The following is a 26652-nucleotide window of genomic DNA, read 5'->3' on the forward strand; positions in this document are numbered from 1 at the left end:
GCGTCAGCGGCCGGTTTACACGGCCACGTAAGCGACGATTTCTTCTTCCAGCTCCAGCCGGATTTGATCGCGGAAAATTCGCATGTTGTGCTGGTGGAACAAGTAACGGTCAATCGCTTCCAGCAGATTGGAGAGGACGATGATATGGCTGCGGCCCGCAGAGGTTACCTCGGCGGAAAAGCCGTATTCCTCATCCCACATCAGCTCAACTTCAACCTGGCTCGGATGAATTTGCTTGCGCTCTGCTATATGCAGGCAGACTGCATTGATAATATCTTGCTCGGATAGCTTCATCGTTTAAAATCGGCTCCTAACGGTAGTCGTTGCCGCGCGGCTCCTGGTTGAGCTTTTTGCGGTCGCGGAAGTGAATGTAAATTTTGCGGATCACGACCACCAGCACGACGATCGCAAGCACGTTTACAAGCAAGCCGAGAATGTTGCCGAGTGCGCCCAGGCCGCCGAACAGACCGCCGAACAGCATGCCGGCCAAGCCGCCGATCAGCAGGCCCTTCATCAGGCCGCCGCTGAAAAATCCAGGCTTTTGCGCCGGAGTTGCCGTCGAAGCGGCAGGTGTTTTGGATGCGGCAGGATTCGAGGTGGTAGCCCCGTTACCGTTAGCCGGTGTTTGGTTTGTTGAGTTGCTGCTCGGGCTGTAGCTCTTCTTGGACGAAGAGTATTTTCTCGCGTCAGCTTGCTCAGGCGCGCTGAACGAGAAGGCGATGGTAGCTGCCATTAATACGAGAGAAAGCTTTTTCCACATCTTTTTTCATCCTCCAGATCGAAAATAGGTAGTTATACAATCACTACTACGGCCGGTTCGGAGAATGGTTTCAACTTTTCCGCAAAATTGTTACAATAAATTTGCAGGCAGCTGCGGCGAGTCCAGCAGAAGTAAATAAGGAGGGCGGCATGAGTAAATACCCGGAGGACTATATACGCTTTCTTGTTTATTTTCATGCGGAGCGGGATTATTTCGAATGTCATGAGGTGCTGGAGGAGTATTGGAAGGAGCATCCCGACGATCCGCACAGCGCCGCGTACGTCGTGCTGATTCAGATCGCGGTTGCCTCCTATCATGAACGGCGGGGACGACGGACGGGAGCGGCGAAAATGCTGGCAAGCGCAGTACAGCGGATGAATGAGGCTTCGCTGGACCCGCTGGGGCTGGATCATGAAGCGACACGGCAGAGGCTCGCCGATCGGCTGCGGGAGCTGGTGCCGAACAAACCGTCCGCGGCCTTCGTCGACCTGAACCTGCCGATCGTGGACCAGGTGCTGCTGGCCGCTTGCCGGGAGCGCTGCGGAGAACAGACGGCATGGGGGCGGCCGAGCCCGCCGGACGACGAGTTCCTGCTCAACAAGCATACGCTGCGCGACCGGAGCGGTGTAATCGCGGAACGGCTGCGGCAGAAGGAGCAGCGCGCTGCATGTCGGCTAAGCGAAACGGAGCAATAGCCTGATGGATTGGGCGGCCAAGGAGCAGCCGCATGCCGCTGTGGCTTGCGCGGGGCGCCGGGACGCTGATATCGTGTCGATTTGACATAAAAGGGGTGGGCTAGGATGAATGTTTTTTCAACGATACAGGTACGGAGACAGAAATCGTATGTCTTAAAGAAAAAAAATGTTTCGTTGGCCCGGTTTTCCCTTTACATGCTGACACTAGGAATTGTAGAATGTAAAATCAACGAGATTATAGATGCCGATCCTGCCAAATGGCCTTATTTACTGAATCCGTCGGACAAGGACTTGCTTCAATGGTTGGAGGGAAGATTTATACCCAAAAACCGGGAATTCGTAGATAAAGTGCTGGACACGCTGCCGCAGCAGGATCATCGTCTGGTTAATTTGCTCACTGTGACCTTCGGTCTCTCATTAAATGACGATTACTGGGTGCTTCCGCAGGAAAACGAGCATTTGGTCTGGGAGAATCATAATTTATATGAGAATGAGTTTTCGGACACCTTGGCTCTTGTGGCGTTTACAGGGTACACGACCAAAGTGAAAGGGATCATTTCCTCGCCCGAGTTTACAACGAATGGCATGCTGAAAAAATGCTGGAGAAGAATGGATGGAAGCATCTACTTGTATAAGGGGGGGACGGAGGGGTACGCTAACGCGGGCTTGGAGCCATACTCCGAATTTTATGCTGCGCAGGTGGCTGAGGCCATGGGGTTGGATTATACGAAATACGACCTTGTGAAGTGGAAGGACACGTTATGCTCAACCTGCGAGTTATTTACTTCCGAGGACATTTCGTTTATTCCTGCTTACATGGCGCATCCCGACGTCAACGCGCTGGAACTGCTCAGGATGTACAGCTCGACTGAGCAGTACGCCAAGCTCGTGGATATGATGATTTTCGATGCCGTTATCGCGAATCATGACCGGCATTTCGGTAATTTCGGATTTTTGCGAGATAACGGTTCAGGTGAGCTGATCGGGCTCGCTCCTATTTTTGACAATGGCTTGTCGCTGCTGCATCAGGCGATGAACGATGACTTGAAGGAGGCTGGCCAGATCGACTCGTATTTGTCGTGGAGAGCTTTTACGTTCGCGGGCTTGCCCAATGCAAATCTCGCGGAGCTTCAGGCCTTTATGCAAGCCGCTCACAAAAAAAAGGTGAGAGCGTTGTTTGACTTTGAATTTATCGCCCACCCCGCTTATAATTTGGAGACGGAGCGGCTGCAGTTTTTATCCGACTTCGTCCGGAAGCGTGCGCGGATGCTGATCTCCTAGCGACCGGAGGAATGGTTCAAACGGCGGGCTGGCGGAGTCGTCACTCGTACAAGCAACACGGCAAGGCAGGAAGGCAAACATAATTTGGCATAAGAAGCGGAGGCAACTTAGAAATGAATGAATCATTGAAACGAATTTTGGCTTTTAATGAAACTTTTGTGCAGGACAAGCAATATGAGCCTTTCCTGACCTCCAAATACCCGGACAAAAAATACGTGATCCTGACTTGTATGGATACACGGCTGCTTGAGCTGCTGCCTGCGAGCATGAATATCAAAAACGGGGATGTTAAAATTATTAAATCGGCCGGCGGCATCGTTAACACGCCGTTTGGCGGCATCATGCGCAGCATTATCGTAGCCATCTATGCGCTGGGCGCCAGCGAGGTGTTTGTAATCGGCCACCATGACTGCGGGATGGGCAGCCTGAATGCCGAGGACATGAAGCAGAAATTTATCGAGCGGGGCATCAAGCAGGAGACGGTTGATATTTTGCAATATTCCGGCGTGAATCTGGAGCAATGGCTGCAGGGCTTCAACGATGTCCGGGAAAGCGTGCGCGGCAGTGTGAAGCTGATCCGCAACCATCCGCTAATCCCGGATATTCCGGTGCATGGTCTGGTTATTGACCCGTCTACCGGCAAGCTGGATGTAATCGTCGAAGGGTAGGCCGCTGGACCGCCGCTCAGGAGCGCTTGTCGATCAGGCTCATCCGGGCGTTGTAAATCTGGCCGTTGCTCTTCAGGGTGAACCCTTGGCCGAGGCCGTTAAAGTCAAGCTTCATCCGTTCCTCGAAATAAATGGCGTGCTTTTTCTCCATCCACAGCTCGCAAGCGAGCTCGTCCGCTTCCAGACGGAAGTCGCCCTGCTGCGGATGGGCTTCGATCCAAAGGGAGGGCACGCCGTTTACAGCGCAGCCGCAGCCCTCGTTGTCATAGACGAGCCGCAGCACGCCGGGACGATTGGCATCCATGAGCTGGCTGATCGCGGCTGCTGCTTCTGCTGTACAAGTTAACTGCATCGTGGTCATCACTCCTTGCTGATAGGCAGTTTTCGGAAGCAGAGCTTCCATGCCGACTGTTCCTATTGTGCCGGAAGTTGCTTCGGATGACAAGACCAGGCAGGATCAAATGTAAGGCAAACGCCAGGCAAGCGTAAGGCAGTCGCGCACAAACCAAATGGATAACCGATAACGGAACAGGAAAGGGGCATCCCGCATGAGTACGGAAGTGCATGAAGCCAAATGGGCGGAATTCAAGCAGCTTGTGAAGAAAATGAAAAGCTACGAGGAAGCGATTGGCCTCATTTATTGGGATATGCGGACCGGCGCGCCGAAAAAAGGGCTCGAAGCCCGTTCGGAGGTGGTCGGCGAGCTGTCGGGCGAGCTGTTCCGGCTGTCGGTATCGACGCAGATGCGCGACCTGCTGGACTTCTTCACGCAGCCGGAGCAGCTGGAGCGGCTTGGCCGCATCCACCAGCGGATCGTTCGCGAGTGCAAGAAGGAGTACGACCGCAGCAATAAAATTCCTCCGGACCGCTACCAGCAGTATGTCGTGCTGACCTCGCAAGCGGAGTCTGCCTGGGAGGACGCCAAGCATAACGCGGATTTCGAATCGTTCAGCCCTTATTTGGAGAAAATTGTGGACTTCAACCTGGAGTTTATTGAGCTGTGGGGATACGAGGGCCATAAATATAACACGCTGCTCGACATGTATGAGCCAGGCATGACGGTTGAAAAGCTGGATCAGGTGTTCGGCGCGCTGCGGGAGCAGGTCGTGCCGCTGCTGGCGGAAATCCAGGCTTCCGGCAACGAGCCGAATACGCAGTTTTTGAAGCAAACCTTTGATCTGGAGAAGCAGAAAAAGTTCAGTCTGTTTATTCTGGAGCAAATGGGCTACGACTTCGAGGCCGGCCGTCTGGACGAAACGGTGCATCCGTTCGCCACCGGACTGAATCCGGGCGATGTGCGGATTACGACGCGTTATTTGCACGACGATGTGAACAGCGCGCTGTTCGGCACCATTCATGAAGGCGGACATGCGCTCTATGAGCAAAATATTTCGCCGGAGCTGATCGGCACGCCGCTCTGCACAGGTACATCCATGGGCATTCACGAGTCGCAGTCCCGCTTCTGGGAAAATATGATCGGCCGCAGCCGCGCGTTTTGGAGCCGTTACTACCCGGAGCTGCAGGCCAACTATCCGGGGCAGTTTGACGGCGTCAGCGCCGAAAGCTTCTACACGGCGACCAACGAGGTGAAGCCGTCGTTGATCCGCATCGAAGCTGACGAGCTGACTTATAACTTACATATTATGATTCGTTATGAGATCGAGAAGGCGTTGTTTGACGGGTCGGTGAAGGTCGCGGATCTGCCGCGGGTTTGGAATGAGAAATACCGCGACTATTTGGGCATTGAGCCTGCAAACAACGGAGAAGGCGTCCTGCAGGACGTACACTGGTCCGGAGGCGCGTTTGGCTACTTCCCGTCTTATGCGCTTGGCAATATGTATGCTGCGCAAATTGCGAGGACGCTTGACCGCGAGCTGGGAGGGCTGGAGGAACTGGTTGCGCAAGGCAACCTGGAGCCGGTCAAGACGTGGCTGACTGACAAAATTTACCGTCACGGCAAAAGCTTGTCCCCGGCGGAAATCGTGTTGGATGTGACCGGCGAGGAGTTGAATCCCGGTTACCTGGTTGAGTATTTGCAAGCGAAATACCGCGATATTTACAAGCTGTAGCCGGCGGCGCACTCGCGAAGCACATGGATGCTCCGCTTCTCATCGTATGCAGGATGAGAGGCGGGGCGTTTTTGTTGCAGCCGAAGCTTTCGGAAAGCGGATTTGGGTCGTGAATCGTAGGATTGGTTCTCGTGTTTTGTCGGGGAAGAGGATATAGTAAGCGTAATTTTTCGACTCAACCTGGGGAGGCTGTAAAGATGACGACGAAATATAGCTATAAAGCCCATATTCGGCAGGAAACGGCGTTTGGCATTGTGGAGGGCATGCAGATGCGGGACGGCCAGACGCTTGGCTGGCTGGGCATTCCTTATGCGGAGCCGCCGATTGGCGAGCTGCGCTGGCGCGCTCCCCGGGCTGTAAGAGCCTGGGGCGGCGTGCGGAGCGCGAAGCAATTTGCATCGCCCTCGCTGCAGCTTGCTTACCCCGGCATGGAGCTGCTCGGCAGCGAGGATTGCCTGTACCTGAATGTATGGAGACCGGCGACGGCTGAGACGGGGCTGCCTGTGCTTGTCTTTGCGCATGGAGGAGGGAATACGAACGGCTCCGGCGAACAGTTCAAGGGAGACTGGCTGTGCGGTCAGACGAATAGTATTGTCATTTCGCTCAATTACCGGCTGGGGGCGATGGGCTGGCTGCGCCATCCTGCGCTGCGTACGGGCGACCCGCTGGATGATTCCGGTAACTACGGGCTGCTGGATATGATCCAGGCGCTGCGCTGGGTGCAGGAGACGATTGCCAGCTTCGGCGGCAATCCGGAGAAGGTGACGATCGCGGGCCAGTCGGCGGGCGCACGCAATGTGATGGCGCTGACCATTTGTCCGTTGGCGAAAGGGCTTTATCACCAGGTGCTCGGCTTGAGCGGCGGGTTGACGCTTGCCGCGCCGGAGCTGGGCGAGCGGTATGCGGTTGAGCTTGTGCAGCGGCTGTTCGATGGACAGGCAGCGGCTGGCGGGCAAGCTGGCGATAGGCGCCAGCCGTTAGGAGAAGCAGCGGCGGCCGGGGAGCAGGTGACAGCTGCGTCGTCCGCAGAGACGAGCGGACAAGCAGCGTCTGACGTGTGCGCTGCCAGCGTTGCTTCGCACGCGGAGACAAGCGAGCCAGCAGCCGTTGATGCCGCCGAAGCAGACGGCGAGAAGCCAGCCGCAGAGCCGGACGCGCTGCTCGAGCTAGGCAAGCGGCTTCGCAGCACGCCGGCCGAGCAGTTTACGCCTTTGTGCGGTCCGACGCACATTCGGATGGAACGATTTCCGCATTTATTTACGGACGGAGTTGTACTGCCAAGCGAAGGCTTCGTTGCGCTGAACGAAGCTGGCCGCCGCCGCGTCCCGACGATGCTGGGCTCGGACCTGGATGAGTTTTCGGCCTTCCTGTCCCAGGAGCCGCTGTTCGCCAAACCGCTCTGGCAAGGAACGCTGCTGGACGATGCCGACACGCTCCGGCTGTATACCCAGGCGAAAACATACGGCAGCATGCTGTACGCGGGCTTCAACGCGGACCAGACGGCGGATGTGCTGATGCAGTCGCCGGGGGATGCGCCGGTGTACGCTTTCCGGTTCGCCTGGGGCTCGGCGGGGGACGTCGATCCGGCGTACAGCCAGCTGTTTGGCGCGACCCATGGCGCAGATATGGATTTCTGGACCGGCTACGAGGAGTCGATCGTGGCACAGATGTATCCCGACCGTTATTATTCGGAACGCAACCGGCCCGGCCGCGTTGCATTAAGCGGCTGGATGGCCCGCAGCTTGTGCGGCTTTCTGCACAGCGGCGATCCAAACGCTGCGGCTCCGCAGACGGCAGCTTCGCCTTGGCTGCCCTGGGACCCTCAGCGCGGGGTGACGCAGGTGATGCGGCTTGATGCGGACGCCTGGCAGGCGATTGTCGGCATGTCCGACGACATCTACCGCAAGGCGGACGTTGTCCGGCGCATGCATGCGGAGCTGGGGGCTGCCCGGGCCGCTGCCGAGGTGGAGCCGTTTTTGGCAGGCCGGTTTTTCTGGGAGTAAGCAGGGCGAGGGGATCGGCGCGGCGGCGAATGAACATCAGGTGCAGGGGAAATGGGGGCGGCCAACATGATCGAGGTATTGGTAGCGGAGGATGAAGTATGGATTCGGGATGCGGTTGTCCAGATGATCGAGGAGCTGAACCCGCCCTTTACCGTCGTCGGCGATGTCGGCAACGGCGAGGAAGCGTGGAATTTCATTCAGCACAGCTGGCCCGGCATTGTGGTGACGGATATTATGATGCCGCAGCAAACGGGGCTATGGCTTTGCGAGCAAATTCACCAGCACCAGCTGCCGGTTATTCCGATCATTCTCAGCGGCTATGATAATTTCCAGTATGCGAAGCAGGCGATGCGGTTTGGCGTCTCGGAATATTTGCTCAAGCCGGTGGAGAAGCCCGAGCTGCACGAAGCGCTGCGGCGCACGGTCAAGCGGCTGGAGCAGCAAGCGGAGTATCGCGACCACATCTTTAAAATTCAGCAGGTGATCGACCAGCTTCCCGGCATGTACAAGCAGAAGCAGCTGCAGGAAATTACAGCGCTTGCATCGAGCCTGCTGCGCATCCGGCAGCGGGAGCAGGCGCTGGGCAAAAACCTGCTGTCCCTGCTGTCGATGAAGCTGAACGAGCTGCTGCAGGGCGGTAGTCCCGGACAGCCGCACCGGCCGTTGATCGAATACGAGGAAAGGGCCGTGCAAAAGCATTTCCGCGATTTGGCGGAGGCGTGGATTTTGCTTGATTCCGAAGCGGAGGAGCAGCAAACCCGTGCGGCGATCGTCAAAGTCTGCGATCATATCCAGACTCATTATTATGAAAATTTCACGCTGGCCGGACTGGCCCAGATGGCGCATCTGAGCGTGTCCTACTTCAGTACGCTGTTCAAGCGGGCGACCGGAAAAACGTGTCTGGATTACGTCAATGCGGTCCGGATGGAGAAGGCCAAGGAGCTGCTGCAGGAGGCTGATTTGAAAATTTACGAAATCGCCAATATGGTCGGGTATAACTCGATGCCGTATTTCAACCGGATGTTTAAGGAGCTTGCAGGCATGACCCCCGCCGAATACCGGAAACGATTAGGAGTGTAGCGCATGAAGGTTTTATTCCCCCGCATGTCGATCCGGGCTATTATGGTGCTTGCCTTTTACAGCATCAGCGTCATATCGCTGCTGCTGTTTTTCCTGTTTTCGAATTATTACTATGGGAAGGAAGCGCAGAAGCAATTCGAAAATATTTCGCGGGAAGCGATTTTGCGGCTGAATTACCATCTGGATTTTTACTTCCGGCTGTTCGGGCAATCGGTGCAGGGGCTGGCCGGGAGCGACGTGGTTCAGCATTGGCTGCTGTCGCAGCAGCCGACGTACGAGGAGGTGCAGGCGGTCGAATACGAGCTGCGCCGCTATACGGCGCTTAATTATTCGGAGATCCGCAATATGTTTCTGATCTCGCGCGATCATACGCTGGTGTCGATGTCGCAATCGACGAGCAAGGCGAATTACGGGCAGGAGCCGTGGTACGGCCGTCCTTTGTCGGAGGAGCTGAAGGTGCTGGAGACGCACCAGGCCCGCTATGACGAGGCGAACGGCCAGCCGGTCATTTCGATCATTTTGCCGGTGTACGACAAGACGAACCTGACGCTGATCGGTAATCTGGTGATTGATATTTCGCTGTATGAGGTGGAGCAGGCGTTTCAGGCGACACGGCTGGGGGAGACGGGACAGTTTTTTATTTTGTCGCAGGACCGGAAAACGGTTATTTATTACCCGGAGCATGCTTATAACGGCCAGCCCGAGGCGGAGACGCCGCTTAGCCAGCTGCAGCTGCCGCATACCAGCCCGATTTTGCTGCAAACCTATAACGGCCAGGAATATTTGGTCGCTCACTACGCGTCAAGCTTGACCGGCTGGGAGACCGTGTCGATGGTACCGTTCCGCGAGGTAGCTGCGGGGCTCAGCTCGGCCCGTTCGTCGGTGCTGCTGGCGTTGTCGATTATTGCGCTGCTCATTTTGCTCGTCATTCCATATGTTTCGAACCGGCTCGTCCGCCCGATTCTACGGCTCAAGCGGCTGATGAATGAGGTGGCGCTTGGTCATCTGGACGTCCGCTCCGAGCCTACGGAGGGCCGCGATGAATTTCAGCAGCTGTTCCGCAGCTTCAACAATATGGCGGCCAGGCTGCGCGAGCTGATCCAGTCCAACCTGAATCTGAAGCTGAACGAGGTGCATTTGCAGCTCCAGCAGAAGGATGCGCTAATCAAGGCGCTGCAAAATCAGATTAATCCGCATCTGCTGTACAACTCGCTTGGCATTATTAAGAGCATCGCTTATCTGGAGCAGGTTCCGACGATCGAACGGATGGCGCAAAACTTGTCTGACGTGTACCGGTACACGGCCCGTTTCTCCGATCTGGAGGTGACGCTGGAGGAGGAGCTGTCCATTTTGCGCAAGTATTTGGACATTATCCATATCCGGTTTCCGAAAAACTTTCAGAGCCGCATCTACGTCAATGAACGGTTTCTGAAGGCGCGGATTATCAAGCTGACGCTGCAGCCGATGGTGGAAAATGCCGTCAAATACGCGATTGAAACCCAGTCCGGCGTCGGCACCATCCTTGTCAGCGCCTTCATGGAGGAGCGTGATCTGATTCTGGAAATCGCCGATAACGGCAAAAAAGGCATCGACCAGGAAACGCTGCGGGACATCGAAGGGCAGCTGCAGCGTATTTCGGAGCGGGTGGAGGAAGAATATGTGCAATCCCAGTCGCTGGGGCTGTCGAATGTGCATGCGCGGATCGTACTGAAATACGGGACGGGCTACGGCTTGAACATTTCCTCCTTTGCCGGGAGCGGCACCGTCGTGTCGATTCGGATTCCGCTGCGGCTGGATGGACCGGAAACGTAGGATTCGTAGTGAAATCGCAAAATTGGATAAGGTAATTTCGCGCTATTCTTCTTATAGTTAGGGACGTAGGGACCTAGATACGAAGGGGGATATGAAACGTATGCATACACTTAAAGCTTCCGTAACGTTCGTTCTGTCAGTAGCGCTGCTCGCAGGCTGTGCGCCCAGAAGCGAACCGGCTCCAAGCTCCGGCGCTCCGGCGGCGGGCTCACAGAAGGAAAAGCTGGACCTGAAATTCATGACCAGCAGCTATGAGGGCGGCGGGTGGCCGGAGAAGCATCCGGTGCTGGACGAGCTGAACAAAAAGCTGGACATTAATCTGAAGATGAGCTGGATTCCTGCGGATAACTACAAGGAAAAGCTGGGCGTGCTGGCAGCCTCCAATGATTTTCCGGATGCATTTATGATCGCGGGCGATGACTTCCTCAAGTGGCGGGACAAAGGGATTTTTCTGGACATTGCGCCGGTGCTGGACAAGTATCCGAATCTGAAAAAGCATCTGGGCGAAGACGCGATCAAGGTTGAAAATCCGAAGGGCAAGGTGTACGGCCTGCCGTATTATGTCGCCGATACGCGCGATTCCATGGCGATCCGCAAGGATTGGCTGGATAAGCTGGGGCTGAAGATGCCGACGACCACCGATGAGCTGTACCAGGTTGCGAAAGCGTTTGCGACGCAGGACCCGGACGGCAACGGCGTGCAGGATACGATCGGCCTGTCGATCAGCATGCCGAACTTCACGACCGACGCGTCGATGGACCCGATCAAGATGGCGTTTGGCGTTGCGAACGGGTGGAAGGAAGTGAATGGCGCGCTTGTGCCGTGGCAGGCCCAGTCGGCCGAGCTGAAAAGCTTGCTCGCCTTCCTGCAAAAGGCGTATAAGGAAGGCGTGCTCGATAAGGATTTTGCGCTGAACAAGGTCAAGGACCCTGACTTCAAATTCGAGGGCGGCAAGCTGGGCATCGGACACGTGCTGCCGACGACCGTATACAGCCAGGCGCTGCCTGCGATCAAAAAAATTACGCCGACGGCCGAGGTCGTTCAGCTGTCGCCGCCTAAGGGGCCGACCGGTCTGCAAGGCACGACGACCACGGTGCCGCTCAACAAGGTCGTGATCAACGCGAAGATCGACAAGAAGAAGCAGGAGCGTATTTTGGAGCTGCTTGATTACATGCTGTCCGACGAGGGCTTCCAGCTGATTAAAAATGGCGTCGAGGGCGTTCACTACAAAAAAACCGCCGACGGCAAATACGAGAAGCTTGCTGCGTTTGACACCGACCGTCCGTGGCTGCTGTCCTTCTGGCTGATCCGGCGCTTCGATCCGTTTGTGTCCGTTCGTCTGTGGGACGGCGATGCCGCGATCAAGCAGATGGACCCTTGGTTCAAGGAAAATGCGAAATATCGCACGCCTAACGCAGGCGCCGGCCTGTTCTCGGATACAGCCAATAAATCGGCGCAAACGCTGGATCAGAAGATGATCGAAGCGATGACCGGCATCATTATGGGCAAATCCCCGGTTGATAGCATCGACGATGCGATCGCCCAGTGGAAGAAAAACGGCGGGGATAAAATCACCGAGGAAATCAACGCGGAATTTAAGAAAAAATAACCCGGTTTTCGCGTAATCGGGTCGGTACGCCTTCAAACCTGCGGGGACGCGGGGATGAAGGCGTTTTTGCGCAGAAAGCAAGCACAAGTGGAAGCGGTATCAGGATCGCAAAATCGGTCCTTGTTTCGCAAGATCGGATCATGTCTTGTCCGGGTGCAGCCCCTATACTTGAGTTATGCGGAGCAGGATCTGCAAGAAACGGGGGGAGCGGAATGGAGAAAGAAATGAAAGCGGGTCTGGTCAGCGACGTTTCGCCCAAGGCGGCGCGCGGAGGGCTGCTGTTGGGCAACTTGCGGCGGGGGATTCCGTTGTATGTGATGATTTTTCCGGGATTGATTTATTTTATCGTATTCAAGTATTTGCCGATGCTGGGGGTGCTGCTGGCCTTCAAGGATTATGATCCGTTTATCGGCTTTGCCGAAAGTCCCTGGGTCGGATTAGACCACTTCGCCCGCTTGTTCGGGGACCCGGATTTTTGGCAAATTTTTAATAACTCCTTGCTGCTGAGCGGGCTGAACCTGCTGCTGTTTTTCCCGGCCCCGATTGTGCTTGCGCTGCTGCTGAACGAGGCGCGCACGCGGTGGTTCCGGCAGACAGTGCAGACGATTTTGAACATTCCGCATTTTCTGTCGTGGGTCATCGTAGTCAGCATCACGGTGCTGCTGTTCTCCACGCAGGACGGCGGAATCAACCAGCTGCTCGTTAGTATGGGCTTCGCCCCGCTGGAGCTGCTGACTGATCCGGATTATTTCCGCGTGCTGTACAACCTGCAGAGCGTGTGGAAGGAAGCCGGCTGGGCGGCCATTATTTTCTTCGCTGCGCTGGCGGCGGTTGATCCGACGCTGTACGAAGCGGCGGTGATGGATGGCGCGGGACGGTGGCGGCAGCTGTGGCATATTTCGCTGCCTGCGCTGCGCACGACGATTATCGTCCTGTTTATTTTGCGGGTCGGGTACGTGCTGGACTTGAGCTTCGAGCATATTTTGCTGATGCAAAACCCGGCGAATATGGCGGTCTCGGATATTTTTGATACGTATTTGTACCGCAACGGCATTTTGCAGGGCAATTTCAGTTATCCGACAGCGATTGGCTTGTTCAAATCCGTGATCGGTCTGGCCTTGGTCGTCATGGTAAACCGGCTGGCTAAAAAATTCGGCGAAGAAGGGGTGTATTAGCATGCGCAGCTTTGATGCGAGAGGACGCGACCCGTTATTTCAGGGGCTGGTGTACGGGCTGCTGGCGGCCGCGCTGATTTGTATTTTGTTCCCGTTGCTGTACGTGTTTCTGACTTCCTTTGCCAGCAAGCATGAAATTTTGTCGCGCGGCTTCTTCCTGATCCCGCAGGAGTGGACGATCAATTCGTACGGGTATTTGCTGACGAACCCCGGCTTTATGCTATCGCTATGGAACTCCGTTTACATTACGGTCATCGGTACGCTGATCAATATGGTGCTCACCTCGCTGATGGCATACGGGCTGTCGAAAAGCTGGCTGACCGGGCGCAAGGCGATCAATTTGCTGATCGTATTTTCGATGCTGTTTAGCGGCGGGATGATTCCATTGTACCTGGTCGTCCGTGAGCTGCACCTGCTGAACTCGATGTGGGCGCTGTTTCTGACGACGGCGATTGTGCCGTTTAACCTGATCGTCATGCGGACGTTTTTCGCCGGGGTGCCGGCCGAGGTCGAGGAGTCGGCGCGGATGGACGGCTGCTCGGAATACCGGCTGCTGTGGAGCATTATGATTCCGCTGTCAATTCCGGTTATTGTGACGATTACGCTGTTTTATGCGGTGGAGCATTGGAATACGTATTTCTCGGCGATTTTGTATTTGAACGATCAGGACAAATGGCCGTTGCAGGTGTTTTTGCGGCAAATGCTGAACCAGCCGGACGAGACGATTGCGACGCTGCCCGGCGGTTATGAATACAGCCCCGGCGTGCGGATGGCCGGCGTCGTGCTGACGGCGCTGCCGATGCTTATGGTGTACCCGTTCCTGCAGCGCTTTTTCAACCAGGGCATGCTGGTCGGATCGGTGAAGGGGTGAGCGGCGCATGATGGAGACAATGGAAGCTGTGCGCAGCTGGACGACGCGCCGGGATGAGAAGCAGCGCCGGATGAAGCGGATTGAGCCTTGGCTGCGCGGTCCGCTGCTCGCGGAGGAGCGGGCGGTCGATGCGCTGGAGCTGCTGCTGCGTTCGGGCGATCGGGTGGCGCTGGAGGGCAATAACCAGAAGCAGGCGACGTTTTTGTCGGGGGCGCTGGCCCGGCTTGATCCCGCTAAAGTAAGCGGACTGCATCTGCTGATCAGCAGCATTTCCCGGCCTGAGCATCTGGATGTATTTGAGAAGGGGATTGCTCGCAAGCTGGACTTTTCGTTCGCGGGACCGCAAAGCTTGCGGGTGGCGCAGATGGTCGAGGACGGCTTTATCGATATCGGGGCGATCCATACATATCTGGAGCTGTACGGCCGGATGTTTATTGACCTGATCCCGCATGTGTGTCTGGTGGCTGCGGATAAGGCCGATTTGCAGGGCAATTTGTATACGGGTCCAAATACAGAGGAGACGCCTGCGATTGTCGAAGCGACAGCTTTCTCAAACGGTATTGTGATCGTACAGGTAAACGAGGTGGTCGAGGAGCTGCCGCGCGTCGATATTCCCGGCTCGTGGGTCGATGTCGTCATCCCCACGACGAAGCCGTATCAGTTGGAGGCGCTGTTCACGCGCGATCCGCGGCAAATTACGGAGCTGCAAATTTTGATGGGCATGATGGCCATTCGCGGCGTGTACGAAAAGCACCAGGTGCAGTCGCTGAACCATGGCATCGGCTTCAATACGGCGGCCATTGAGCTGCTGCTGCCGACCTACGGCGAAAAGCTGGGGCTGCGGGGCAAAATTTGCAAGCATTGGGCGCTGAACCCGCATCCGACCTTAATTCCCGCGATTGAAAGCGGCTGGGTGGACAGCGTACACAGCTTCGGCGGCGAGGTCGGGATGGAGCGGTATATCGCGGCCCGGCCGGATATTTTCTTCACAGGCCGCGACGGCAGCATGCGCTCGAACCGCGCCTACTGCCAGATGGCGGGCTTGTATGGCGTGGACCTGTTTATCGGCTCGACGCTTCAAATGGATGAATACGCGAATTCTTCAACGGTGACGCTGGGCCGACTGGCGGGATTCGGCGGCGCGCCCAATATGGGCAGCGACCCGCGCGGACGGCGTCATGCTTCTCCGGCGTGGCTGAGCCTGATGACGAATGGCGCGTCCGATCCGCTGGTGCGCGGCCGCAAGCTGGTCGTGCAAATGGTGGAAACACACCAGAAGGGAGATGCGCCGACCTTCGTGGAATCGCTGGATGCGCTGGAGGTCGGACGGCAGGCCGGCTTGCCGGCTGCGCCTATAATGATCTATGGCGACGATGTAACGCATGTGATTACGGAGGAAGGCATCGCTTATTTGTACAAGGCGCGAGATCAGACGGAGCGTCGTCAGGCGCTGGCGGCAGTGGCGGGGGTTACGCCGCTTGGACGCAGCCATGATTTGACGCTGAACGATCAGCTGCGGCGCGAGGGGCTGGTGGCATTTCCGGAGGATTTGGGCATTCGCCGGACCGAAGCCAAACGCTCCTTGCTGGCGGCGCGCAGCATTGAGGAGCTTGTTGAATGGTCGGATGGGCTGTACAGCCCGCCCGCCAAATTTCGCAGCTGGTAGGCAGGTGATGCGGATGAAATGGGCAGCAGCAGAGGACTGCGGAGCGGCGCTTGCGGCGGCGGCAGTGTCGGCGTTGATCGACGAAGCGGCGCTGACGCCGAAGCCTGGACTGGTGGACCGCGACTCGGCAGGCAGCCATCGCGACATGAGCTTTGCGTTGATGCAGGCGTCGGCGCTTGCGCTGGAGCCTGCGTTCCGCGCAATGGGCGCCGCCGCCTGGACATGGGTGCGGTCGCCTGGCCAGCAGCTGCGTGAGCGGCTCGGCCAGCTGGGCCGTGATGGCGAAGCCGCGATGCTTGCCGCAACCGGCGGGATCAACACGCACCGTGGCGCAATTTGGGCGCTCGGGCTGCTGACCGCAGGCGCCGCGCTGGTGAGCCGTGGATGCGGGTGCAGTGAGCTGGGGGATGCAGCAGGGCGTGAGTGGCGTGGAGCGAGTGAATCAGCGGATGGCGAATGGAGGGGCACGGGTCCAACTCGGGATTCAGAGGCGAGCGGAAGGTTTGGCGAAAATGGAACCGTTTGTGGTTGTACAGGGCAAGCGGAACAAATTGCACAGACGGCCGGCTGGCTGGCGCGTTGCCCGGATCGCTTTGCGCCCGGCAGCGCAGCTGGCTTGTCAAACGGTCAGCGCGCCCGCCGACTGTATGGGTCGCGCGGTGCGCGAGGGGAAGCCGAGGATGGATTTCCGCATGTTGTGGCCGTAGCGCTGCCTGCTTTGCGCCGTGCGCGGCGAAGTGGCTTGATTGAGCGTGACGCAAGGCTGCAGGCGCTACTGGCGCTGATGGCCCAACTGGAGGATACGTGTCTGCTTCATCGCGGCGGACACGAAGCATTGACAGCGGCGAGACAAGGGGCAAGCCGATGTCTGACGTTAGGGGGAGCAGCCACCCGAGAGGGCTGGGCTGCTATCCGCCAGTTGGATCAGGAGCTGCTCAGGCTGCACGCTTCGCCCGGAGGCAGCGCCGATCTGCTGGCTGCTGCGCTGCTGCTGGACCGGCTCGAAGCGTGCAGCACGGTACCTGTAATGGAGATACAGGTGGAGCTGCAGGCAAAAAAAGCACAAACCTGTTGAACCGAGACGAACAGCCAATAGGCTGGCATGAGTCAAACTAGCTGCAAGGTCAAGCCGCCGTCCCGATTGTTCAAAGCATGCGGAGACGAGCAGCTAGTGCCGCCTAACGTAATCATTTCTACAGATAAGCAGCTTGCGTTATTTGGGAGGCTGGGCTAAGAGTGCCATTTCCGCCGATCGGAGAGTGTCCTCGGAGAGAGGACTTTTACAAGGAATTGTCTTTTGAAGGGTGGACATGCAAATACATCATGGTCGTACGAGGGTGTGCAAGCTTGAAGCCAGATTTGGTAGTTGCAGGAGCTCCAGGATCAATATATGGATATGTGGGCGTTAGGAGGACTGGCGGGGGGAATGTCCACTTTTTAAAAGACACGTGTCTGCTGGAGATGGACAATTGTGGACAAGAAGAGTCCGCCGTCTGAAGCTTAGACTCGTGACGGTAGATGAAAGGAGGGCGCGATCCGGCGCTCATACTTTATGGCGACATCCAGCGAGGACTTTATTGAGGTTTGCTGCACGAGCTGAAAGGGCAGCAAGGAAATGGGGAACGGGTAAGTAGTTTAGCGGAAAGGGGGCTTACAAGTGGGAATGCAAACATTCAAATTTCTGTATGAGGCCAAGCAGCACATCAATCGGACCGTTCAGGTGGGTGTGGTCGGCTCCGGCGATTTGGAAATTTTGATCCGCCCTTCCGACAGCGCGCAGGCGGAGGTATGGATACGTACGTCGGCGGGAGGTTATGGCGATACGTGGAAAGCCGTTATGGACCGTTTTTTCCAGACCCATGAGCTTGCTGTTGTGATGGAAATTAACGATTTTGGCGCAACGCCGGGGGTTGTTGGACTGCGGCTGCTGCAAGCGGTGGAGGTGCTGGAAGCATGACGATAAAGCAACTTGGCGAAAGCAGTCTGATTGAGCGAAGTGCGCGGGAGCGAGCAGCTGCGCTGCTGGATGCCGGAACGTTCCGGGAGCTGCTTGGTCCCTTCGACAAGCTGGAGTCTCCGCACCTGGCCGGACTTGGCATCGTGCCGCAAAGTGATGACGGCGTGGTGGCTGCGCGAGGGCTGTTGGGCGGCGAGCCTGCTGTCCTGCTGTCGGTGGAGGGGCGTTTCCAGGGCGGCGGCATCGGCGAGGTAGCTGGCGCGAAAATCGCTGCAGCGTTAGAGCTGGCACTGGCGGATAACCGCAACGGCATACCGACGCGGGCAGTGCTGCTGCTGGAAAGCGGCGGCGTCAGGCTGCAGGAGGGCAACTACGGGCTGCTGGCGATCGCTGACATTCATGCCGCGTTGATTGCGCTTCGTCATGTACAGCCGGTTATTTGCGTCATCGCGGGCATGATCGGCTGCTTCGGCGGGATGTCAATTACAGCCGGTTTGTGCAGCTCGGTGATCATGACCCGGCAAGGTCGCCTGCAGCTCAACGGACCGGAGGTCATCGAGCAGGAAGCAGGCACAGCTGAATGGGATGCCAGCGATCGGCCGTTGATCTGGCAAACGGTTGGCGGCGAGCAGCGTTTTGCAATCGGCATGGCCGACGTGCTGGTGGATGACGACTGTCAGATGATCCGCGACGCGCTGCTGCGCGAATATGCGTCAATCCGTGCGGCTGACAGCAGGCCCCGCTCGGAGCAGGTGGCCGCTTTCCGGGCCAGGCTGGCTGCCATCGACCCGGAGCTGCGGATTACTCCACAGGCGCTGAGGGAGATTTGGGGGCGTGACTATAACGATTCCGCATGGAGGCGAGCCCTGCTGGGACATCAAGCCGCCGCCGGGCAGCTGGATGTGAGAGAGATGGAAGCCTACATCGGGGTTGCTGGACAGTCAGACGATGTGAGCGCGGAGGTTGCGATCACAGGCAATGGGGCTGCTGGGCAGTCAGACGATGTGGCTGTGGAGGATACGACCGCAAGCAAAGGGGCTGATGGACAGTCGAACGTGGATGCAGCGGTTGCAGGTCATGTTTATTTGGAAAAACAGGCAACAGACGAGCCGGAGGCAGCCAGCCGTGGCCGTGTGTGGTTCCAACTGCTTCGAGGACAGGGAGTTCTTGTGTCCAGTGGAATGCGGTCCGTTTTAAGCGCAGACGGCTTCATTGGCGAGGAGCGTGTCCGTTATGTCGCGGTTGTACCTGATGCGCAGAATCGGTTTCCCCGCGCCCGGCAAGGTGAGGTCGGGTTGGAAGAGGGCTGGGCGATAGCCGACGTCGTCAGACAGGCGATTCACGAGGATGCAGAAGGCGCGCGTCGTGCAATTGTCGCTATTATTGATGTGCCGAGCCAAGCGTACGGCTACCGCGAAGAGCTGCTCGGCATTCATCAGGCGCTGGCTGCGGCGGCTGATGCCTACGCCAGCGCGAGGCTGGCCGGGCATCCGGTAATCGGGCTGATCGTAGGCCAGGCGATCTCGGGAGCTTTTCTGGCGCATGGTCTTCAGGCCAATCGGCTGATCGCGCTTCATGATCCGGGCGTAGCGGTGCAGGTGATGTCCAAGGCTTCGGCTGCTCGCGTCACCCGGCGCAGCATTGAACAGCTGGAGGCGGCTGCACGGCTGTTTCCGGCCGCCGCTTACGACATTGAAGCTTTCGCTACGCTCGGCGCGCTGCATCTTCAGCTGACCGGCATAGATGCCGCCGCTCCGTCCATGCAACATGCGGAGGCTGTGCAGCAGCAGCTGGCCGCAGCCATCGCGGAGGTCCGGCAGGCGTCTCCTGATCTGCGGACAAGGTTCATGTCTGCTGAAGCCAAGCGCAGCCGCTCCGCGTCCATTGAGGTGCGCGCCCGGATGGCGGAGCAGTGGGGGTAGCGGGTGGAGCTGCGGGCACATGATTTGCTGCAGCTGATGTCTGCCGAAGCGCTGCTTACGGAGGCCGCAGCGCCGGACTGGGTGTCCGCAGCGCCTGGGCGGGCGTGTTGGGTCGTTGTACGGCGAGCGCCGATCACCGGCGGGCTTGTGCCTGTCGGCGTGCGCGGGCGAGATCGCAGCGAGCGGCTGGCAGCTTCTGTGCCGCTGGAGGCTGTTCAGCGCTGCTTGAAGCCTGAGCAGTTGGTCGCGCCGAACCTTGCTGGCGAACGGCTCGGCAGTCTGCCTGCGGAGCTGCGGCGGTCCCTGGAGCTTCTGATCAGCTACTATGCCGATCTCGGGTTATGCTGGGGGCCGACAGGCAGTGTTGGTTTTGAGCTGGCTAGCGGTACGGCTGTGGCTCGGCCGGACAGCGACCTTGATATGATCATTCGTTCATCGCTGCCGCTGGACCGGCGTCTTGCGCAGGAACTGCAGCGGATGCACGAGACGCTGCCGGTGCGGATTGATGCGCAGGTGGAAGCACCCTGCGGGGCAGTTGCACTGGCTGAACTGGCGGCCAGCGGCGGCACGATGCTGCTGCGGACGCTGGCCGGTCCGCGGCTTGTACGCGATCCTTGGCGGCACAGAGAGGAGGAAGGCTGATGAGCAAACGGCAAACCGTCTGGTTGTTTCCGGGTCAAGGGTCACAGCAGCCAGGCATGCTGCACCGACTGCCCGCGCATCCCGCCGCAGCCGCCGTGTTAACTGAAGCTTCGGAGCTGCTGCATCAGGATGTCCGACTGCTGGATGCGCCTGAAGCGCTTCGTTCCACGGTTGCTGTTCAACTGGGGCTGCTCGTCTGCGCAGTAGCCTCCGCGCATGTGCTTGCTCTGGAGGGCGGGCTGCCGGATTTCGTCGCCGGGCATTCGGTCGGAGCGTTTGGCGCGGCGGTAGCCGCTGGAGTGCTGACCTTTCGCGACGCGCTGGAGCTGGTGCGGTTGCGGGCCGAGCAAATGGAAACGTTGTTTCCATCCGGCTACGGCTTGGCCGTCATTGCCGGACTACGCGAGCCGCAAGTTCGCGAGCTGCTTTTGGCTGCACAGCGCCGGGGAGACGAGGCCTATATAGGGAATTTGAACGCGCTCCGTCAGTTCGTTGTAGCGGGACGTCTGGAGTCGCTGGAGCGGCTGCTGCTGGCGGCACGCGACCAAGGCGCGCGCAAAGCCGAGCTGCTGCCGGTAGCTGTGCCGTCGCACTGCGCGTTGCTGGAGCCTGTTTCCCGCCGCCTGGGTGAACGGATGGTGGATATCGCTTACGGTGAGCCGCAGCTTGGTTACATATCGGGCCGCAGCGCCAGACAACTGCGGACTGGCCGCCTTATTTTGCAGGATTTGGCTCTCGGGCCATCGCAGCCCGTCTGCTGGCACTCGGCGACCGCGCTGCTCGGCGAGCTGGGCGTTCGCCTTTGGCTGGAGCTGCCGCCCGGCCGCGTGCTAACCGGGCTGCTCCAGCAGGAGCAGCCGGAGGCAGGGAAATTTGCGGCGCTTGGCGAAACAGGATTAGACTGGGCGATTGCGAGGATGAGGGCGGGGGCGACTACAGAGCTCTGATGCAGACAGCTATTGGTGGGGAGCCTAACAAAGCGCGCAGTCGCTTATTGCTATTATAAATAGGGTGTTCCGAAGTCATCCTGATGACTTGTGGGACAGCCTGTTTTTTGTTGGCTTTGAGTAGGTTGGCATGAATATCCGATCATACAGCACCAAACTGCTTGTCCTATAAAACGAACTGTAGTATCGACAACTTGTTAAGTTTGGAGTTGAATGTACCATCGCTTTAATTTTTATGCTTTTTTTACATTAAATTAATTCATTCGACATTTTAACCTACAGATCGATGTAAGATTATGTGATATATTGGAATTTGGCCGTAAAAGCAGCAACAAAGTGAGGGATGAACATGTTTAGATTGGCTGGTATTAAAATGGGTCTGGCCCTAGCAATAACCGGTTTGCTTGTACTTCCAACCGGGGCCCACGCCGCTTACAAGCCCGTGGCTCAGTCTGTAAATGGAAGCTTTGAACTCGACTCAAATCATGACGGAAAGCCTGATTTTTGGGAAACGAGCTGGAGAAATGGCAGCAGTAGCGGATTTTACGCGAATAGAGTCTCCGGTGTGAATCCTATGGATGGGAGCTATGTATACCGATTATCTAACGGAACTGGAGATGTGCAGTCCTATCAGTATGCTATATCCAATCCGATACCAATCCGAACAGGGGGTAGCTACCAGGTTACAGCTGAAATGAGGTATACGGTCCAAGCAGGAGGAATCGCTGGATGGGAGATCATTCAGTTTGACAAGCTTGGAAATGAGCTTCTTGTTACTCCTTGGCACTATCAAAACGGGGGTTGGAGCTGGCATAGTCAGAACATCGAGTTTATGGCCCAGCCTCGAGCCGCTTCTTTCGCAATCCGTTTGGTTGTTGGCGGCGAAGAGGGCGCACATCTTGATGTGGACCAGATAGAGGTGAAGGAGCAAGACATAAACGGAGGGTTTGAATCGGTAACCAGCGATGAACGTTCGCCTGAGTTCTGGACCACGAATTGGCGCAATGGGATCAGCACGGGAGCTTATGCAGAAGTGGGGATGTACGAGCCTGTCGCAGGAAACAAGCATCTACGTCTCTTTAGCGGAAACGGCGATTCAAATTCAAGACAATTTGTCGTATCGCAGCGTATACCTGTAATTGGAGGTCAGCTTTACGCACTCGAAGCCATGATGCGATATACATTAAACGAAAGCAGCCAAGCCGAGATGAGTTTGCTAGAACTGGATGCTAACTATCAAGTTATTCATGAGACTCATCATGGGTATAACCAGGGAGATTGGAAATGGCATGACCAAGTAGAGATGTATCTGCTAAAACCTGAGACGGCATTTGTTGCAATCAGATTCGGAGTTGGAGGAGAAGAAGCGGCTTATTTGGATGTTGATGAGGTGGCTTTTAAACTTTTTGATCGCCAGAGTGGCAGTTTTATGTATGATCGTAATAATCGTTTGAGATATATGTGGGATCCTGCTGGACGATTATTTACATTTGACTACGATCATAATGGAAACATGCGTTCAAGACGAGCAATTCTCAATTTTAATTAATTGCATAAAACAGGTATTCCTGTATTGTAACGATACAGCCAGCTATGATCTCAGAAAATAAACAGTTCTCAGTAGAAATCAAGGAAATCCGGGTTTCAGCAGCCATGATTGACCACAATGTGACTAACTCCCACTTTGTGGTTTTTTCTAGTATTACCATAGTTTAAGAACGGTTGTTCCAAAGGAAACTATCTCGAGCTACAAATGGAGGCACAAAATTGAGCAGTCCGGCAGAAAGCTTGCTCCACAGCATGGAACAGGTATCTAACGAAGTTTTGCGTCTGGCCAGAATCAAAGAGCTCCAGCATCATGAACATCTCTTGCAGCAATACTTGACATTGATGTCGAGATATAAAACTTTGCTGACAGGGCATGACGTCATTGCTAAACAATTAATGAGAGAAGTGTATTATACGACGCAAATGGTACTGATAGAATCCAATTACATTCGCGACTCAATCGTTCAAAACCAATACCTCGTTTATTTTAAGCAGTTGCGAGACGGATACGTTGATTTACTGACGGACGGGGACGATAAGCCGAATGAAAGCGTGACGCTGCTTCAAAATCTAAGAAGACTGATCCTGAACGATCTGGCAGAAAGGTCCGAAGTCAGCAGCAGCCATTTTGAACAATTAATCAAACTGCTGACGGAAATACAGGCAAGTACAGCGAGCAGTCAGGCTTTGCCTAAAAGCACCGTGCGCCTGGTTTTTGAGCTATGTACAGAAATTGGGTTATCGGCTCGTTTTTTTCAAGCTCCCGGTTTCGGGATGCTAATTCGAAGAAGCCATGAAGATGTAAAGGAAGCGGCTGTGAAGCAGTATTGGGAAGCAGAAGAAATCATGGGGCAGATCATGGGATTAGACTATTAATCCAATATGATCTGCTTTTCCTTGTTCGCACCCATCCATGGGCGTATGCATATGCTGTCAGTAACTTCTAAACCAAGGTGAGCACAGGGAGGGACTGACAGATGAGCAAACGATTTGGCCGCAGAGCCGCGCTCGCTTTGGCGATGACTGGCGTTCTGGCTGCGATGGCGCTGCTGGCGGGCTGTGGGAACACAGCCCCCGACGACAAGGTGAAGGTGCGGATTGGCGAGGTTACGCGTTCCATCTTTTACGCGCCGCAATATGTGGCGATCAACAAAGGTTACTTTGAGGAGCAGGGGCTGGACATTGAGCTGCTGACGACGGCCGGCGGGGACAAGACGATGACGACGCTGCTGTCTGGCGGCATAGATGTGGCGTTGGTCGGTTCGGAAACGTCGATTTATGTGCAGCAGCAGGGGAGCGACGACCCGGTGATCAATTTCGCTCAGCTGACGAAAACGGACGGGACGTTTCTGGTGGCACGCAAGCCGGTGCAGGGAACCTTCGATTGGAACACGTTGAAGGGGTCAACTTTCCTCGGCCAGCGCAAAGGCGGCATGCCGCAGATGGCAGGTGAATTTACGCTCAAGAAGCATGGAATCAACCCCAAGCAGGATTTGACGCTGCTGCAAAATGTGGACTTTGCCAATATTCCGGCCGCCTTCGCTTCCGGAACGGGAGATTACGTACAGCTGTTTGAGCCGCAGGCCACGATGCTTGAGCAGCAGGGCAAAGGATATGTGATCGCATCCTTCGGCGTCGAAAGCGGCAAGCTGCCGTATACGGTGTATATGACCAAGCAAAGCTATATCGCCAAGCAGCCGGACACGGTGCAAAAATTCGCAAATGCGGTACAGAAGGCGCAGCTTTGGGTCGCTTCCGCTTCGCCGGAGCAAATTGCTGACGCGGTGATGTCCTTTTTCCCCGATACGGATAAATCGGTCGTTGTTAACGTTGTGAAACGGTATAAGGATCAAGGCTCATTTGCTGCGGATGGCCTTGTGGATGCGGCGGAATGGAATAATTTGCAGGATGTGATGGAAGCGGCTGGCGAGCTGAAGCAGCGGGCGGATCACGGCAAGCTGGTCGATAACCGCTTCGCGGAGAAGGCCAAGTCGACGGTGAAGCCCTGAGCCGCGCTCAGGAGGGATGACTTGTGAAAGGGATGAAATCAGCAGCGATTGAAATCGACGGGGTTTCGCATGTCTATGTGAACGCCAAGGGCGCTTATGCTGCTTTGGCAGAGCTGAATCTGCGCATCGCGCCCGGGGAGTTCGTCAGCATCATCGGGCCGAGCGGCTGCGGCAAAACAACGCTGCTGTCGCTGATCAGCGGCCTGCTGTCTCCAGCCGCCGGGCACATTCGCGTACTGGGAGAGGACGTACGGCGGCCGACTGCGCAGGTGGGCTACATGCTGCAGCAGGATTATTTGTTCCCATGGCGGACGATTGAGGAAAATGTCCGGCTCGGACTGGAGCTGCTCGGCCGGGATGACGAACCGTCGAGACGATACGTCCGCGAGCTGCTGGAGGAGATGGGGCTGGGCGCCTTCCGCCACGCGTTTCCGCAGCAGCTGTCCGGCGGCATGCGCCAGCGGGCGGCGCTCGTCCGGACGTTGGCGGCGCAGCCTGGCATCCTGCTGCTTGATGAGCCGTTCTCTGCGCTGGATTACCAGACGAAGCTGCAGCTGGAGGATCTGATCGTTACCACGCTGCGCGCCCGCGGCAAAACGGCCGTGCTCGTCACCCACGATATTGCGGAAGCGATCGCCATGAGCGACCGGGTTATCGTGCTGCAGCCTCGTCCGGGACGCTTGCTCGCTGAGGTTGAGGTGCCGGAGCCGATTCGCAGCGTCCTTCCGCTGGCGGCGCGCGAGCAGGAAGGCTTTCATGAGCTGTTTCACAGCTTGTGGGGCAAGTTTGAACAGATGGAGCGCAAGGAGGTCGGAGCCGATGAAGCCTGAAGTGAAGCGCGCGGAGCAGCCTGACCTGATGCAGGATTTGACCGCCCGCGTGTACGCGGCCTACCAGAAAAGGGAGCTGACGACCGCCCGGCGCGTTCGCTTTACCCAGGTCGGGCTGCTTGTGTTTTTCCTGCTGCTGTGGGAAGCCGCGGCCCGACTTAAATGGATCGATGGGCTGCTGTTCAGCTCCCCGGCACGAATCGCCATGTTGCTTGCGGAAAAGACGCTGGACGGCTCACTGCCGCTGCATACGGCGGTTACGGTGTGGGAGACGATCATCGGCTTCGTACTCGGTACGCTGCTCGGGACGGGAATTGCTGCGCTGCTGTGGTTTTCACCGTTTTTGTCGCGGGTGCTTGATCCGTATATCGTGGTGCTGAACAGCTTACCGAAGGTTGCACTTGGCCCGTTGTTTATTGTGGCGCTTGGTCCGGGCGCGCTGTCGATTATTGCAACGACGCTGTCAATCACCGTTATTATTACGGTGCTGGTCGTGTACAACAGCTTCCGGGAGGTCGATCCGCAGCTGCTCAAGGTTGTTCAGCTGTTCGGAGCGCCTCGGCGTACGGTATTTCGGAAAGCGATTTTGCCTGCCTCTTATCCGACGATTGTATCGACGCTCAAGGTGAATGTCGGGCTGTCCTGGGTCGGGGTCATTGTCGGGGAGTTTCTCGTGTCGAAGCAGGGGCTCGGTTACTTGATCATCTACGGCTTTCAAGTATTTAACTTTACACTGGTGATCGGCAGCGTAGTCGTGATCGCGATTGCCGCGACGTTTATGTACCAGGCGGTTTCGTATCTGGAAAGCAAGCTGATTGGCAAACAGTCTTGATCTGGTGCATATCGCACCTCCGGTCGAGCTTCACGAGGAAAAATCAGCTGCTGAACATTGTGCAGCCAATCAAGCGGCCAGTCGGCTCCAGTGGAGCGGCTTGGCCGCTTAGGCTTGTTCGTTTGCGCCATAGCAGCGGACAAGCATTGGGTGCGGAAAGGTCGTTTAGTTTTCTGTAAACAACTGCTCTCGGGCTTGTCCGCTTACGGTTGCGCCGCTGTGCTGGATATTTGGCTGGCCGGGCTGCTTGGGCTGGCTCGACGCGAGAAGCGGCCG

General features: G+C 56.8%; 24 protein-coding genes. 21 read left to right on the forward strand and 3 right to left on the reverse strand.

What is annotated here, in order from left to right; genetic code table 11:
- Positions 1–15: 15 nt before the first annotated feature.
- Together AC6ROY_RS19155 and AC6ROY_RS19160 are read right to left on the reverse strand one after the other, a co-directional pair.
- Positions 16–294, reverse strand: coding sequence for a YxcD family protein (locus tag AC6ROY_RS19155; protein ID WP_500102204.1), 279 nt, complete (start codon positions 292–294; stop codon positions 16–18).
- 16 nt (positions 295–310) lie between these two features.
- Positions 311–760 carry a hypothetical protein gene (locus tag AC6ROY_RS19160; protein WP_500102205.1) on the reverse strand — a complete coding sequence of 150 codons (450 nt, stop codon included), beginning with the start codon at positions 758–760 and terminating at the stop codon, positions 311–313.
- Between the two features lie 149 nt (positions 761–909).
- Between AC6ROY_RS19160 and AC6ROY_RS19165 the strand changes: the two genes are divergently transcribed.
- From AC6ROY_RS19165 to AC6ROY_RS19175, 3 genes are all read left to right on the forward strand, one after another.
- Entirely contained in the window at positions 910–1455 is a 546-nt protein-coding gene (locus tag AC6ROY_RS19165; RefSeq protein WP_500102206.1) for a DUF309 domain-containing protein, read from the forward strand.
- Positions 1456–1560: 105 nt separating this feature from the next.
- Positions 1561–2736, forward strand: coding sequence for a HipA family kinase (locus tag AC6ROY_RS19170; protein ID WP_500102207.1), 1176 nt, complete (start codon positions 1561–1563; stop codon positions 2734–2736).
- A 113-nt stretch (positions 2737–2849) separates the two neighbouring features.
- Positions 2850–3404 carry a beta-class carbonic anhydrase gene (locus tag AC6ROY_RS19175; protein ID WP_500102208.1) on the forward strand — a complete coding sequence of 185 codons (555 nt, stop codon included), beginning with the start codon at positions 2850–2852 and terminating at the stop codon, positions 3402–3404.
- 16 nt (positions 3405–3420) lie between these two features.
- Here AC6ROY_RS19175 and AC6ROY_RS19180 read toward each other — a convergent pair whose 3' ends face one another.
- The gene (locus AC6ROY_RS19180; RefSeq protein WP_500102209.1) at positions 3421–3756 is read right to left on the reverse strand and encodes an iron-sulfur cluster biosynthesis family protein; all 336 of its coding nucleotides are present in this window, start codon (positions 3754–3756) and stop codon (positions 3421–3423) included.
- 196 nt (positions 3757–3952) lie between these two features.
- Here AC6ROY_RS19180 and AC6ROY_RS19185 point away from each other — a divergent pair, with 196 nt between their 5' ends.
- The 18 genes from AC6ROY_RS19185 to AC6ROY_RS19270 all read left to right on the forward strand — a co-directional run bounded on the left by AC6ROY_RS19185 (position 3953) and on the right by AC6ROY_RS19270 (position 26376).
- Positions 3953–5473 (forward strand): carboxypeptidase M32, encoded by a 1521-nt coding sequence (locus AC6ROY_RS19185; RefSeq protein WP_500102210.1) that lies wholly within the window; start codon positions 3953–3955, stop codon positions 5471–5473.
- A 197-nt stretch (positions 5474–5670) separates the two neighbouring features.
- On the forward strand, positions 5671–7476 hold the full coding sequence (locus AC6ROY_RS19190) for a carboxylesterase family protein (protein ID WP_500102211.1): 1806 nt from the start codon (positions 5671–5673) through the stop codon (positions 7474–7476).
- 66 nt (positions 7477–7542) lie between these two features.
- Positions 7543–8556, forward strand: a complete 1014-nt coding sequence (locus AC6ROY_RS19195) for a response regulator transcription factor (RefSeq protein ID WP_500102212.1) — start codon at positions 7543–7545, stop codon at positions 8554–8556.
- Positions 8557–8559: 3 nt separating this feature from the next.
- Entirely contained in the window at positions 8560–10368 is a 1809-nt protein-coding gene (locus tag AC6ROY_RS19200) for a cache domain-containing sensor histidine kinase (RefSeq protein ID WP_500102213.1), read from the forward strand.
- A gap of 100 nt (positions 10369–10468) precedes the next feature.
- Positions 10469–11977 carry an extracellular solute-binding protein gene (locus AC6ROY_RS19205; RefSeq protein ID WP_500102214.1) on the forward strand — a complete coding sequence of 503 codons (1509 nt, stop codon included), beginning with the start codon at positions 10469–10471 and terminating at the stop codon, positions 11975–11977.
- Between the two features lie 212 nt (positions 11978–12189).
- Positions 12190–13152 carry an ABC transporter permease gene (locus tag AC6ROY_RS19210; protein ID WP_500102215.1) on the forward strand — a complete coding sequence of 321 codons (963 nt, stop codon included), beginning with the start codon at positions 12190–12192 and terminating at the stop codon, positions 13150–13152.
- 1 nt (position 13153) lies between these two features.
- The gene (locus tag AC6ROY_RS19215; RefSeq protein ID WP_500102216.1) at positions 13154–14023 is read left to right on the forward strand and encodes a carbohydrate ABC transporter permease; all 870 of its coding nucleotides are present in this window, start codon (positions 13154–13156) and stop codon (positions 14021–14023) included.
- Between the two features lie 7 nt (positions 14024–14030).
- Positions 14031–15689: a malonate decarboxylase subunit alpha gene (gene mdcA, locus AC6ROY_RS19220; protein WP_500102217.1), complete on the forward strand. Its 1659-nt coding sequence runs from the start codon at positions 14031–14033 to the stop codon at positions 15687–15689.
- 13 nt (positions 15690–15702) lie between these two features.
- Entirely contained in the window at positions 15703–16764 is a 1062-nt protein-coding gene (locus tag AC6ROY_RS19225) for a triphosphoribosyl-dephospho-CoA synthase (protein ID WP_500102218.1), read from the forward strand.
- 588 nt (positions 16765–17352) lie between these two features.
- Positions 17353–17646 (forward strand): malonate decarboxylase subunit delta, encoded by a 294-nt coding sequence (locus AC6ROY_RS19230; protein ID WP_500102219.1) that lies wholly within the window; start codon positions 17353–17355, stop codon positions 17644–17646.
- Positions 17643–19568 (forward strand): biotin-independent malonate decarboxylase subunit beta, encoded by a 1926-nt coding sequence (locus AC6ROY_RS19235; protein WP_500102220.1) that lies wholly within the window; start codon positions 17643–17645, stop codon positions 19566–19568. Before AC6ROY_RS19230 ends, AC6ROY_RS19235 begins: the two co-directional genes overlap by 4 nt.
- Positions 19569–19571: 3 nt before the next feature.
- A complete protein-coding gene (locus AC6ROY_RS19240; protein WP_500102221.1) occupies positions 19572–20210 on the forward strand; it encodes a malonate decarboxylase holo-ACP synthase in 639 nt (212 codons plus the stop codon).
- A complete protein-coding gene (locus AC6ROY_RS19245; RefSeq protein WP_500102222.1) occupies positions 20210–21157 on the forward strand; it encodes an acyltransferase domain-containing protein in 948 nt (315 codons plus the stop codon). The genes AC6ROY_RS19240 and AC6ROY_RS19245 overlap by 1 nt, the downstream gene beginning before the upstream one ends.
- A 349-nt stretch (positions 21158–21506) precedes the next feature.
- Positions 21507–22706, forward strand: a complete 1200-nt coding sequence (locus AC6ROY_RS19250) for an RHS repeat domain-containing protein (RefSeq protein WP_500102223.1) — start codon at positions 21507–21509, stop codon at positions 22704–22706.
- A gap of 218 nt (positions 22707–22924) precedes the next feature.
- Positions 22925–23581 (forward strand): hypothetical protein, encoded by a 657-nt coding sequence (locus tag AC6ROY_RS19255; RefSeq protein WP_500102224.1) that lies wholly within the window; start codon positions 22925–22927, stop codon positions 23579–23581.
- A gap of 101 nt (positions 23582–23682) precedes the next feature.
- Positions 23683–24714 (forward strand): ABC transporter substrate-binding protein, encoded by a 1032-nt coding sequence (locus AC6ROY_RS19260; RefSeq protein WP_500102225.1) that lies wholly within the window; start codon positions 23683–23685, stop codon positions 24712–24714.
- 32 nt (positions 24715–24746) lie between these two features.
- Entirely contained in the window at positions 24747–25544 is a 798-nt protein-coding gene (locus AC6ROY_RS19265; RefSeq protein WP_500102271.1) for an ABC transporter ATP-binding protein, read from the forward strand.
- Positions 25534–26376, forward strand: coding sequence for an ABC transporter permease (locus AC6ROY_RS19270; protein ID WP_500102226.1), 843 nt, complete (start codon positions 25534–25536; stop codon positions 26374–26376). The genes AC6ROY_RS19265 and AC6ROY_RS19270 overlap by 11 nt, the downstream gene beginning before the upstream one ends.
- The last annotated feature ends 276 nt before the right edge of the window (positions 26377–26652 follow it).

This window comes from Paenibacillus sp. sg306046 (assembly GCF_059821225.1).